Raw genomic sequence first — 12,498 nt, forward strand, 5'->3', positions numbered from 1 at the left:
ATCCAACACATTGGTTGACTGACAGACCGCTTTCGCGGGCAAGCCCGCTCCTACAGGGGGTGTGGTGTTTTTTTGGGTTAGAAGAACCCCAGCGGATTGATGTCGTAGCTCACCAGCAGGTTTTTGGTCTGTTGGTAATGGTCGAGCATCATCTTGTGGTTCTCACGGCCGACACCGGACTTCTTGTAGCCACCGAACGCGGCGTGGGCCGGGTACAGGTGGTAGCAGTTGGTCCAGACGCGCCCGGCCTTGATCGCCCGGCCCATGCGGTAGGCGCGGTTGATATCGCGGGTCCACAGGCCGGCGCCGAGACCGAATTCGCTGTCATTGGCGATCGCCAGGGCTTCGGCTTCGTCCTTGAAGGTGGTGATACCCACCACCGGGCCGAAGATTTCTTCCTGGAACACGCGCATTTTGTTGTGGCCCTTGAGCAGGGTCGGCTGGATGTAATAGCCGCTGGACAAGTCACCTTCCAGACGCTCCGCCGCGCCGCCGGTGAGCAGCTCCGCGCCCTCCTCCCGGGCGATGTTCAGGTACGAGAGGATCTTGTCGTATTGTTGCTCGGACGCTTGGGCGCCGACCATGGTTTCGGTGTCCAGCGGGTTGCCGCGCTTGATCTTGGCGATCTTCTTCATCACCTCGGCCATGAACGGCTCGTAGATCGACTCCTGCACCAGCGCCCGGGACGGACAGGTGCAGACTTCGCCCTGGTTGAAGAACGCCAGCACCAGCCCTTCGGCGGCTTTTTCGATGAACTGTGGCTCAGCGTTCATGATGTCTTCGAAGAAGATATTCGGCGACTTGCCGCCCAGTTCAACGGTGCTGGGAATGATGTTCTCGGCCGCGCAATGCAGGATGTGCGCGCCTACCGGGGTGGAACCGGTGAAGGCGATCTTGGCGATGCGCTTGCTGGTGGCCAGCGCCTCACCGGCTTCGCGACCGAAGCCCTGGACGATGTTCAGCACGCCGGCCGGCAGCAAATCGGCGATCAGCTCGGCGAACACCATGATCGACAGCGGCGTTTGTTCGGCGGGTTTGAGCACGATGCAGTTGCCGGCGGCCAGGGCCGGAGCGAGTTTCCAGGCGGCCATCAGCAGCGGGAAGTTCCACGGAATGATCTGTCCGACTACGCCCAGCGGTTCGTGGAAGTGATAGGCGGTGGTCAGTTCGTTGATCTCGGCGGCGCCGCCTTCCTGGGCGCGGATGCAGCCGGCGAAGTAGCGGAAATGGTCGGCGGCCAGTGGCACGTCGGCATTCAAGGTTTCGCGCACGGCCTTGCCGTTGTCCCAGGTTTCGGTGACGGCGAGGATTTCCAGGTTCTGTTCGATGCGGTCGGCGATTTTCAGCAGCACCAGCGAGCGATCCTGCGCCGAGGTTTTACCCCAGGCATCGGCGGCGGCATGGGCGGCGTCCAGGGCCTTTTCGATGTCGGCGGCGCTGGAGCGCGGGAACTCGGCGATCACTTCACCGGTGACCGGTGAGGTGTTGGTGAAGTACTCGCCATTGATTGGAGCGACGAACTCGCCGCCGATGAAATTGCCGTAGCGCGGTTTGAAGGAAACGACGGCGCCGGGTGTTCCAGGTTGTGCGTAGATCATGATGGGCCTCTGTCTGGGTCGATGCTATTGGGTAGTAGGTGATCGTTCCCACGCTCTGCGTGGGAATGCCTCAACGGACGCTCCGCGTTCGGCTCTGGAGAGGGACGCAGAGCGTCCCGGGCTGCATTCCCACGCAGAGCGTGGGAACGATCAGGTTTGTGGTTGCCTGGGTTAATGCTTGGCGACCAGGTCTTTGGGCAGCTTGAACGTCCAGAGCATGCCGCCCTGGTTGAAGTCCTTGACGCGCTTGGCCACTTCGCCGCCCCACAGCGGTACTGCGCCGCCCCAGCCGGAGAGCACCGAGACGTACTGTTCGCCGTCCATTTCCCAGGTCACGGGCGAGCCGAGTACGCCGGAACCGGTCTGGAATTCCCAGACTTTCTCGCCAGTCTTGGCGTTGAACGCTTGCAGGAAGCCTTCCGGCGTACCGGTGAACACCAGGTTGCCCTTGGTGGTCAGCACCCCGCCCCACAGCGGCGCGAAGTTCTTGTGGCGCCAGACTTCCTTGCCGGTTTTCGGGTCGATGGCGCGCAGCACGCCGATGTAGTCTTCGTTCAACGGTTTGATGGTGAAACCGGCGCCGAGGAACGCCGCGCCTTTCTTGTAGGCGATGCCTTCGTTCCAGATGTCCATGCCCCACTCGTTGGACGGCACATAGAACAGGCCGGTGTCTTTGTTGTAGGCCATCGGCATCCAGTTTTTCGCCCCGAGGAACGCCGGCGCGACGAACACTGAACTGCCCTTGGCCTCGGCACCCGGCGCCCCCGGACGGCTGGCCTCGTTGTAGATCGGCCGGCCGTTTTTATCCAGGCCGCTGGCCCAGGTGATCTTGTCCACGAACGGGAAGCCACGGATGAACTTGCCGTTGGTGCGATCGAGCACGTAGAAGAAACCGTTGCGGTCCGCCGTGGCCGCGGCTTTGATTTCCTTGCCGCCTTCGCTGTAGTTGAACGACACCAGTTCGTTCACGCCGTCATAGTCCCAGCCGTCGTGCGGGGTGCTCTGGAAGTGCCATTTGATCGTGCCGTCGTCCGGGTTCAGCGCCAGGCGCGAGGACGAGTACAGGTTGTCGCCCGGGCGCAGGTGCGAGTTCCACGGCGCCGGGTTGCCGGTGCCGAACAGCAGCAGATTGGTTTCCGGGTCGTAGTAGCCGCCCAGCCACGGCGCCGCGCCGCCGGTTTTCCACAGATCGCCCGGCCAGGTCTTGCCCGCTTCGCCGCCGGAGATGCCGTTCTCTACGGCCTTGCCGTCTTTGTAGACGTAACCCATGTGGCCTTCGACCGTTGGCCGGGTCCACAGCAGATCACCGTTTTTCGGGTCGTAGGCTTCGATCTTGCCCACCACCCCAAACTCGCCACCGGCCACGCCAGTGATCAGTTTGCCGTTGATCACCAGAGGCGCGGCGCTGATGGAGTAGCCTTCCTTGTGGTCGGCGACTTTCTTGCTCCATACCACTTTGCCGGTGTCTTTATTCAGGGCCACGAGCTTGGCGTCGAGGGTGCCGAAGATCACCAGGTCGCCATACAGCGCCACACCGCGGTTGATCACGTCGCAGCACGGGCGGATGTCATCGGGCAGGCGCGCGTCGTATTGCCAGAGCTTGCGACCGGTACGCGCATCCACCGCGAACACCCGCGAGTAGGAGCCGGTCATGTACATCACGCCGTCCTTGACCATCGGCTGCGCCTGCTGGCCGCGTTGCTTTTCACCGCCGAACGAAAAGGCCCAGACCGGGCGCAGATCCTTGACGTTGTCGACATTGAGGGTGTCCAGCGGGCTGTAGCGCTGACCCTGGACGCCCAGGCCATTGGTGACGACCTGTTCCGGATTCTTCGGATCCTGGAGGATGTCTTGATCGGAGACTGCGGCCAATGCCTGGCCGGACAACAGCATGGCACTGAGCAGCACGCTCAAGGCGAAGGGTTGGCGACGTGCGGGTTGGGTCATGACGGCTACCTCTGCGGTTATTGTTATGCCCGGGAAATTTTCCCGGTCTGGTGCAGATTCTTGGGCGCCGCCGCCGTTGCAACAATTGCCCGCAATGCGGAGATTTCTAGTTCCTTGGTACAGGGTCGGAGGCGATGGATCGCGGATTTCATGATCGACATCGGTCCCCCGTAGGAGCTGGCTTGCCAGCGAAGGCGGTTTATCTGACACACCACGAAAGCGGCGCATCTGACACACCACGAAAACGGTTCATCTGACACACCGCGCCGCGCCGTTCGCCAGCAAGCCGGCTCCTACCGGCCGGAATCGACTCGGGTCATCTGTGCGCGCTCATAGCGCGGGTACAAATGGCTGACACTGCGAATCAGCTCATAGCGGCTCAGGCTGATCCCCACGAAACGTTCGGGGATGGGGCTGCGGATCATCTCGGCCATGTCGCTGCCGTTGGCGGCGCCGTCGCGCATGAGTTGATCGAGCCAGGAGAGGTAATCGCGCATTTGCTCGAACGGTTTGCTGTCCGTGGCCACGGGGCCATGGCCGGGGACGATCAGCGTCCACGGCAACCCCTCAAGTGTGGCGATGTCCGCCAGCCACACCGACAGCCCCGGACTGTTGGGCGTGGTCAAGGCCCGTTGATAAAACACCAGATCCCCGGCAAACAGCACGCCGGTTTTCTGGTCGAGAATAGCCAGATCCGCGCTGGTGTGCCCACCCAGACTCAGCAGCCGCAAATCGTGGTTCCCAAAACTTTTCACGCCAGGCGTCAGCGTCTGCGTCGGCAACACCACCTCGGTGCCGCGCATCCAGTCACCCACCAATCGATACATGTTCTCGGCCATCGCATCGCCCTGTTGACGCAACAGCTCAGTGGTGCCGGCCAGTGCACCGATCGGCACGTCGGTGAAAGCCTGATTGCCCAGCACATGGTCGGGATGGTGATGGGTCAGCAACACCTGGATCACCGGTTTATCGGTAGTTGCGGCAATCGCTTTGCGCAGGGCTTCGCCGTAGCGTTTCGACGGCCCGCTGTCGATCACCACCACCCCCTGCCCGGTGACGATGAACGCGGTGTTGACGATGTTGCCGCCGTTGCTCTTGGCGAAGTTGTCAGTGCTGCCTTCCAGCAGCCAGGTGTCTTCGGCAATCTGCCGGGGCTTGAGTGCGTAATCGGAATCGGCCAGGGTCGGCAGGCTCACACAGATGAACAACAGCAGCATCCAGCGCATCACACGCTCCTTGGGTCAGGGTATGGCCGCATCGAATTGATTGCCGCTGTTGTCGCGCAGCAGCAGGCGCGTCTGCCCGGCCCCTTCAATATCGAAAGCCAGGTTGGGGTTTTCGCTGACCGCCGGGAACAGCTCCAGACGGGCCAGCACCCGGTCGTTCCGGTCCCGCAGCTCGGCCTGGTTGAGGAAGAATTCCGGGATGCCGCTGACCATGCCGTTGTCCATCGGATGCGCCACCTGCAAGCGCACGCGGCTGAATTCGCCACGGGGGTAACGACCGCCGAGCACTTCGCCGATGCGTTCTTCCCAACCCGGTTGGGTGCGCACTACGCTTGGTGCCGTGCAGCCACCGCCCGCCGCATCGATCAGGGTCGAGCCGACATGCCACAGCCCGTCGCGGGTCAACACCGCCGCACGCAACGGCGTGGCCTGTTCCACGCGGATGCGGATCGACAGCCAGGGCAGTACGTCGGCCACCGGCTCGAAGTCGACGATTTTCGGCAGTGGGTTGAGTTCGGCCCAGGCGAGGATTCGCACCACCTCGCCCTTGAACGCCCGGGCGTCAATTTCCAGCGGCACTTGCCGGGCGTCTTCGGCGAACGGCGGTGCCAGCAGCTTGACTCGCTCGTCGAACACGAACGGCGCGTCGCCAAGCATCTGCTTGTGATAGAACGCCCACATCACCGACGGCACCGGATCGACCTCAACCGCCTGCCCGGCCAAGGGCAACCAGCAGGCCAACAGCCAACTCGCGCGCCAGTTCATGGTTGATACATCTCGGGTACGTCATAGCGCAGGCCGTAATGGGCATAAATGCTTTTGACCGTGCCCTCGAGAATCAATGCTTCCAGCGCCTCCTCCACGGCGTAGGCCAGTTGCCGGTTGCTTTCATGCACCGCCATGCCGATCTCCCAGAGCTGTTTGCCCATATTCGGGTAAGCGTTTTCCGCCAACGCCACTTGCGGGTCGGCGGCCTGATGGACTTGCCAGTCGATCTCGCCGCGCATGGCCATCACCGCGTCGACTTCACCGGCCTTCATCGCGGCAAACGCCTGGGGCACGCCCGGGTAATGGTGGGTCTTGGCGGAGAGCATGCCGTTGAACACCGAGGTCAGGTAAAACGAGGGCACGCTGTCAACTTCGACGCCGATCGGGTGCTGCTGGAACACCGCGACGCTGGCCACCGAATCCAGCCGGCGGCGGTCATAAGCCACTTGCCATTGTTCGGTCTGGTACGGTCCGAACATCACCACATGGCCGTTTTCCAGCTCACCCAGTTCATTGCGTTTCTGCGCGTATTCGCGATCGTAGGGCACGCGCATCATCAGGTCGGCCAGTTGCTGATTGTGCAGCGCACTGGCTCGCCAGATGTAATCGCGCAGGTCGTCGTCGAGCTTCTCCCCGGCGGGCGCCCAGATCAGTTGCAGGCGTACCCCCATGGCCTTGGCCAGGGCCTGGGCGAGTTCGACATCGACCCCGCGGGCCTGGCCGGCGTCTTCGAAACTGTAGGGCGCGAAGTCCTTGTACACCGCGACCTTCAGCTCGGCGGCGGCGATCATGTCGTCATAGCTACTGACCTGCGCCTGCGCTGTCTGGCAACACAGCCACACAGCGCTGATCAACACCGCGAGCAGGCGCATGGGTCACTCCTCGACGTGCACGCTGTCCAGGTAGGTGCGCACCGCCCACAAGGCTTCCTGACTCAGGTAGTCGGCCATCTTCGGCATGTAGACCCGGCCATCACGCACGGCGCCATTGCGTACCCGCTCGACGAACCACTCATCACCGGCCTCGCCGCCATCGAGCATGCGCAAGTCAGGGGCGATGCCGCCGGACTTGGCTTCCAGGCCATGGCAGGCCGCGCAGTTCTGGTTGTAGGCCGAAGAGCCGATTTGCACGGCTTTGTCGCGCTCAGGGGTGGAACGGTAAGGGTTCACCGCCGCCCAACCGTCGGCATCGACCTGCACACCGGCGTCCTTGATCGGGGTCAGTCCCTGGGTTTCGATGGCCTGGGGTACCACGTTGCCGTGGGCCCAGACGGAACCTGCATTGATGAAACCGGCCAGCAGTCCGGCAACGAGCAAGGCGTTGCGTTTTGTTGTCATTGTTCTGCCCTCAAGATTGCACGCAAAACCTCTTTGAAGAGGCTATGGCACCCATCTTAGGAACGGCTTCGCGCAAGCCCCATGCTGCTTTGGTGGCCGCGACCTACTCCCTTGGTAGTAGGGCTTGTGGCGCAGGCCCAACCCATACGGGTCGGGCGCCGTGAAGCTTGTCGATGCCGATCAGGGTCAGGATCAACAACAACGGCAGGAGCAGTGCTTTGAGAATTCGCATGGTCAATCCCCCCCTTGAATGATGGCCGTTGTAGCCCATGCTAAAACCGCGCCGCCCGGGGTGAGTTACTACCTTGGTACTGGCCCATCGGTACTTTCTGCATATTTCCCCGCCCGTCCAGGGTTCCTATGCTGACGCTACCTGTGATGGAGTGCCTTTATGCGCCAGCTCGCCCCTTATGCCTTGATCTACCTGTTGGCGATTGCCTGCGCCGCCGGGGTGGCGACCCAGGCTCAGGCGGCGGACGCACCGTTGCAGGTGCAAATCGGCTACCTCGGTTATCGCCCCGACCCCGGCCCGTTGCTGTCGAATGTTATTCCCGAACCGACCGATGCCGGCCTGCGTGGCGCCGAACTGGCGATCACTGATAGCAACAGTACCGGGCGCTTTCTCAATCACAGCTACAGCCTGGTCAGCGCCAGCGTCGACAATCCGGAGGCGCTGATCGAAGCGGCCAAGGCCCAACACGAGCAAGGCCTGCGCCTGTTTGTGGTGAATGCACCAGCGCAGGCCCTGCGCCGACTCAGCGCCGCGCTGCCCGATAGCCTGCTGTTCAATGCTGGCAGCCCCGATGACAGCCTGCGCAGCACCGACTGCTTGCCGAACGTGCTGCACAGCCTGCCGAGCCGGGCGATGCTGGCCGATGCACTCGCGCAATTTCTGGTACTGCGTAAATGGCAACGGGCGCTGCTGATCGTCGGCCCGACCGCGGACGATCAAGCCTATGCCGCCGCCCTGCGCCGGGCGGCCAAACGCTTCGGCCTGCAACTGGTCGCGGAAAAAGCCTGGAGTTTCGATAACGATCAGCGGCGCAGCGCCCAGGCCGACATGCCGCTGTTCACCCAGACCGCCGAGTACGACGTGGTGCTGGTGGCCGATGAACGGGGCGACTTCGGCGAATACGTGCCCTATCAGACCTGGTATCCACGGCCGGTGGCCGGCACTCAGGGCCTGACTCCGGTGGGCTGGCACAAGACCGTGGAAACCTTCGGTGCCGCGCAGTTGCAGAAACGCTTCGAAGCCCTGGCCGGGCGCTGGATGAACGATCGGGATTTCGCCGCGTGGATGGCCGTGCGCAGCATTGCCAGTGCAGTGGGCAAACTGCGTCAGGCCGATGCCATGGCGATCCGTACGCTTGAAATCAGCGAGCAATTGCCGCTGGACGGCTTCAAGGGGCGCAAGCTCAGTTATCGGTCGTGGAACGGTCAGTTGCGCCAGCCGATCCCCATCGTGCAACCCCGGGCACTGGTCAGCACGTCGCCGCAAGACGGTTTCCTGCACCCCTTCAACGAAATGGACAGCCTGGGTTACGACAAAGCCGAGGTCCGCTGCCGCTTTCCCTGAAAGCCCTACCACCACAATAAGAAGGAATCTGCCATGCGCCGCACCCTGCTTTCCTGCGCTTTACTGCTCGCCGCCGGGCACGCGGCGGCCAGCACCGCCTGGGTCTCCAACGAAAAGGACAACAGCCTGAGCCTGATCGACATGCAGACCCTGCAAGTCACCGACACCCTGCCCGTCGGCCAGCGCCCGCGCGGCCTGTTGCTGTCCCACGACAACACGCTGCTGTACATCTGCGCCAGTGATTCGGACCGGGTCCAGGTGATGGACGTCGCCACACGCAAGATCATCAAGGAACTGCCCTCGGGCAAAGACCCCGAACAATTCGCCCTGCATCCCAATAATCGCTGGTTGTACGTCTCCAACGAAGACGATGCGCTGGTGACGGTGATCGACACCGAAACCTCCAAGGTACTCGGGCAGATCAACGTCGGCGTCGAGCCCGAGGGCATGGCCGTCAGTCCCGACGGCAAGTGGGCGGTGAACACCAGTGAAACCACCAACATGCTGCACTGGATCGACACCGGCACCCAGACCCTGGCCGACAACACCCTGGTGGATCAACGGCCGCGTTTCGTCGAATTCAATCCCGATGGCTCGCAGCTCTGGGCCTCGGCGGAAATCGGCGGCACGGTGACGATTCTCGACGTCGCCAGCCGCAAGATCCTCAAGACCCTGACCTTCCAGATCAAAGGCGTGCACCCGGACAAGGTTCAGCCGGTGGGGATCAAACTCAGCGCCGACGGCAAGTACGGCTTCGTCGCCCTCGGCCCGGCCAACCATGTGGCGGTGATCGACGCCAGAACCTTCGAGATTCTCGATTACCTGCTGGTGGGCCGGCGGGTCTGGCAGATGGCGTTCACCCCGGACCAAAAGCAATTGCTGGCCACCAATGGCGTCAGCGGCGATGTGTCAGTGATCGATGTCGCCAGCCTCAAGGTCAGCAAATCGGTGAAGGTCGGGCGTTATCCGTGGGGCGTGGTGGTGACGCCATGAACGCCCTTGAGGTCAGCGACCTGAGTTTCGCCTATGGCGCGCGCGAGGCCTTGCGCCAGGTGAGTTTCAGCCTGGCACCGGGGCGTTTTGCGGCGCTGCTTGGGCCGAATGGCGCGGGCAAGTCGACCCTGATCGCCCTGCTCACCCGCCTCTATGATCTGCAACGCGGTGATATCCGGGTCGGCGGCTGTTCCTTGCGCAACGCCGCACGCCCGGCGCTCAAGCAATTGGGGGTGGTGTTCCAGCAAAGCACCTTGGACCTGGACCTCAGCGTCGAGCAAAACCTGCGTTATCACGCCGCGCTGCATGGTTTGTCCCAGCGCCAGACCGGGCTGCGGGTCGACACCGAGCTGGCGCGCCAGGCCTTGACCGAGCGCCGCCGCGAGCGGGTGCGCGAACTCAATGGTGGCCATCGTCGGCGGGTGGAAATCGCCCGTGCGTTGTTGCATGAACCACGCCTGTTGTTGCTCGACGAGGCCAGTGTCGGCCTCGACCCGACCAGTCGCCTGGCGCTCAACCAACACATCCGCAGCCTGTGCCACGAGCAACACATCAGCGTGCTCTGGACCACTCACTTACTCGATGAAGTGCAGCCCAGCGATGATTTGCTGATCCTGCATCAAGGGCGGTTGGTGGCCAGCGGACAGGCTGATGCGCTGAGCCTGGAACATGGCGGCGACCTCGATTCGGCCTTCGCTCGCCTGACCACTTCAGCCTCTTCAGGAGCCGTCACCCGATGAACGCCTACTGGCAATGTTTCAGCGGCATCGTGCTGCGCGAATGGCTGCGCTTCGTGTTGCAGCGCACGCGGTTTCTCAGTGCGCTGGTGCGGCCGTTGTTGTGGCTGCTGGTGTTCGCCGCCGGGTTCCGCGCGGCACTGGGCATCGCCATCATCGAGCCCTACGACACTTACATTCCCTATGAGGTTTACATCATCCCGGGCCTGGCCTGCATGATCCTGTTGTTCAACGGCATGCAAGGTTCACTGTCGATGGTGTATGACCGGGAGATGGGCAGCATGCGCGTGCTGCTGACCAGCCCCCTGCCCCGGACCTTTCTGCTGTGCAGCAAATTGCTGGCGACGTCGCTGATTTCGCTGTTACAGGTGTATGCCTTTCTGGCGATTGCGTGGCTGTACGGCGTGCAACCACCGGCCATGGGCCTGCTGCTGGCGTTGCCGGCGTTGCTGCTGGTGGCGTTGATGCTCAGTGCGCTGGGCCTGTTGCTGTCCAACGCCATCCGCCAGCTGGAGAACTTTGCCGGGGTGATGAATTTCGTGATCTTCCCGTTGTTTTTCCTGTCGTCGGCGCTGTATCCGCTGTGGAAAATGCGCGATTCCAGCGAGTGGCTGTATTGGCTGTGCGCCTTGAACCCGTTCACCCATGCGGTGGAATTGGTGCGGTTTGCCCTGTACGAACGCTTCAGCCCGTTGGCGCTGGCGGTGTGCGTGGGGCTGACGCTGGTGTTCGCCCTGCTCGCCGTGCTCACCTTCAACCCGCAACACGCGGCCTTGCGCAAAACCAACTGACAACACATTCCCCCTGTGGATCGTTCCCACGCTCTGCGTGGGAATGCAGCCAGGGACGCTCCGCGTCCCAAGAGCGGACGCAGAGCGTACGGTGAGGCATTCCCACGCAGAGCGTGGGAACGATCAACGGGGAAAATTACTACTTTAGTACTGGTTTACCTGTCTATCGTCGCATTCACAACGCACCGCTACTGGCATGTAATGGGTTCATAACTATAAGGACTGCCCCCCATGCCGCGTGCCCGACGTGTTCTGTTGCGCCCTTCTCTCGCTGTGTTGTCGCTGAGCCTGCTATTGGGCGCCGCGCAGGCCGAAACACCGCTGTTCTCCGCCCAGGGTTATCGCATCGCCCTGTACCGCAGCCCGACCCCGACTCAGCTCCAGGGCGCGAACATCATCGACACGCCGGCCCTGCAAAACCTGCTCAGGCAAACACCCCGGCCGGTGCTGATCGATGTCTATCGCCGACAGTGGCTGCAAGGCCGCTTCATCGAAGATCAACCCCACGAAAACCTGCCCGGCAGCCATTGGCTGGCCAATACCGGCGATGGCGACCTGACGCCGCCCTGGCAAGACTATTTCGCGCGTCATCTGCAGCAATTGACGGCGGGCGACCTGGCCCGACCGTTGGTCTTTTACTGTCGCTCCGATTGCTGGTTGAGCTGGAACGCGGTAAAACGCGCGGCCACCATGGGCTATAAAACACTGTATTGGTACCGCGACGGCCTGGATGCCTGGCAAGCGGCGAATCTGCCCGTGACGCCGGCAAAGCCCGAACCCTTTCCCTGACCCGAGCGCTTGCGTGTTGTTGCCACACCCTGAAAAAAATAATGAGGTGAAAGGCCATGTACAAAATTCTGATTGCCGACGATCACCCGCTGTTTCGCGAAGCCATTCATAACGTCATCAGCGATGGTTTCCCCGGCAGCGAGGTCATGGAAACCGCCGACCTCGACAGCGCCCTGGCCCTGACCCAGGAACACGATGACCTGGACCTGATCCTGCTCGACCTGAACATGCCCGGCATGCATGGCCTCAATGGCCTGATCAACCTGCGCAATGAGGCGCCGACCATTCCAGTGGTGATCGTTTCGGCCGAACAGGACAAACAGATCGTGCTGCAAGCCATCACCTATGGCGCGGTGGGGTTCATCACCAAGTCCTCGCCACGGGCGCAGATGACCGAGGCCATCCAGCAGATTCTCAATGGCAATGTGTACCTGCCGCCGGACATCATCCGCACGCAAAAAAGCGGTACCAGCCGGCGCATGAACGAGACCCCGAGCTTCCCGCCCGAACTGCTCCAGGCGCTGACCCGCAAGCAGTTGCTGGTGCTCGAACGCATGACCAAGGGCGAATCGAACAAGCAGATCGCCTACACCCTGGAAATCGCCGAAACCACAGTCAAGGCCCACGTCTCGGCGATCTTGCGCAAACTCAACGTGCACAACCGGGTGCAGGCGATATTGAGTGCCGGGGATATCGATTTTGGGTCGTATTTGCGGCGTTGAGCCCACGATCGTTC

The 12,498-nt window shown here is 62.3% G+C and carries 12 protein-coding genes; 6 read left to right on the forward strand and 6 right to left on the reverse strand.

Annotated elements, in window-relative coordinates:
• Window positions 1-77: 77 nt before the first annotated feature.
• The 6 genes from exaC to pedF form a co-directional block, all read right to left on the reverse strand.
• Complete coding sequence (exaC, locus tag HCU66_RS11475; protein ID WP_205888597.1) at window positions 78-1,598, reverse strand: acetaldehyde dehydrogenase ExaC; 1,521 nt, start codon at window positions 1,596-1,598, stop codon at window positions 78-80.
• Between the two features lie 171 nt (window positions 1,599-1,769).
• Window positions 1,770-3,545: a PQQ-dependent methanol/ethanol family dehydrogenase gene (locus tag HCU66_RS11480; protein ID WP_205888598.1), complete on the reverse strand. Its 1,776-nt coding sequence runs from the start codon at window positions 3,543-3,545 to the stop codon at window positions 1,770-1,772.
• A gap of 293 nt (window positions 3,546-3,838) precedes the next feature.
• Window positions 3,839-4,771 (reverse strand): quinoprotein relay system zinc metallohydrolase 1, encoded by a 933-nt coding sequence (locus HCU66_RS11485; RefSeq protein ID WP_205888599.1) that lies wholly within the window; start codon window positions 4,769-4,771, stop codon window positions 3,839-3,841.
• A gap of 15 nt (window positions 4,772-4,786) precedes the next feature.
• The gene (locus HCU66_RS11490) at window positions 4,787-5,536 is read right to left on the reverse strand and encodes a quinoprotein dehydrogenase-associated SoxYZ-like carrier (RefSeq protein WP_205888600.1); all 750 of its coding nucleotides are present in this window, start codon (window positions 5,534-5,536) and stop codon (window positions 4,787-4,789) included.
• On the reverse strand, window positions 5,533-6,411 hold the full coding sequence (locus HCU66_RS11495; protein ID WP_205888601.1) for a substrate-binding periplasmic protein: 879 nt from the start codon (window positions 6,409-6,411) through the stop codon (window positions 5,533-5,535). The genes HCU66_RS11490 and HCU66_RS11495 overlap by 4 nt, the downstream gene beginning before the upstream one ends.
• A 3-nt stretch (window positions 6,412-6,414) precedes the next feature.
• Window positions 6,415-6,876, reverse strand: coding sequence for a cytochrome c-550 PedF (pedF, locus tag HCU66_RS11500; protein ID WP_205888602.1), 462 nt, complete (start codon window positions 6,874-6,876; stop codon window positions 6,415-6,417).
• A 391-nt stretch (window positions 6,877-7,267) separates the two neighbouring features.
• Here pedF and HCU66_RS11505 point away from each other — a divergent pair, with 391 nt between their 5' ends.
• From HCU66_RS11505 to HCU66_RS11530, 6 genes are all read left to right on the forward strand, one after another.
• Window positions 7,268-8,452 carry an ABC transporter substrate-binding protein gene (locus tag HCU66_RS11505; RefSeq protein WP_205888603.1) on the forward strand — a complete coding sequence of 395 codons (1,185 nt, stop codon included), beginning with the start codon at window positions 7,268-7,270 and terminating at the stop codon, window positions 8,450-8,452.
• 33 nt (window positions 8,453-8,485) lie between these two features.
• Window positions 8,486-9,445, forward strand: coding sequence for a YVTN family beta-propeller repeat protein (locus HCU66_RS11510; protein ID WP_205888604.1), 960 nt, complete (start codon window positions 8,486-8,488; stop codon window positions 9,443-9,445).
• A complete protein-coding gene (locus HCU66_RS11515) occupies window positions 9,442-10,185 on the forward strand; it encodes an ATP-binding cassette domain-containing protein (RefSeq protein ID WP_205888605.1) in 744 nt (247 codons plus the stop codon). The genes HCU66_RS11510 and HCU66_RS11515 overlap by 4 nt, the downstream gene beginning before the upstream one ends.
• Window positions 10,182-10,973 (forward strand): ABC transporter permease, encoded by a 792-nt coding sequence (locus HCU66_RS11520; protein WP_205888606.1) that lies wholly within the window; start codon window positions 10,182-10,184, stop codon window positions 10,971-10,973. Before HCU66_RS11515 ends, HCU66_RS11520 begins: the two co-directional genes overlap by 4 nt.
• Before the next feature lie 231 nt (window positions 10,974-11,204).
• Window positions 11,205-11,762: a PQQ-dependent catabolism-associated CXXCW motif protein gene (locus HCU66_RS11525; RefSeq protein ID WP_205888607.1), complete on the forward strand. Its 558-nt coding sequence runs from the start codon at window positions 11,205-11,207 to the stop codon at window positions 11,760-11,762.
• Between the two features lie 56 nt (window positions 11,763-11,818).
• Complete coding sequence (locus tag HCU66_RS11530) at window positions 11,819-12,484, forward strand: response regulator transcription factor (RefSeq protein WP_205888608.1); 666 nt, start codon at window positions 11,819-11,821, stop codon at window positions 12,482-12,484.
• Window positions 12,485-12,498: the final 14 nt, after the last annotated feature.

The organism is Pseudomonas frederiksbergensis (assembly GCF_017114915.1).
In the GTDB taxonomy this organism is placed as follows: domain Bacteria; phylum Pseudomonadota; class Gammaproteobacteria; order Pseudomonadales; family Pseudomonadaceae; genus Aquipseudomonas; species Aquipseudomonas frederiksbergensis_I.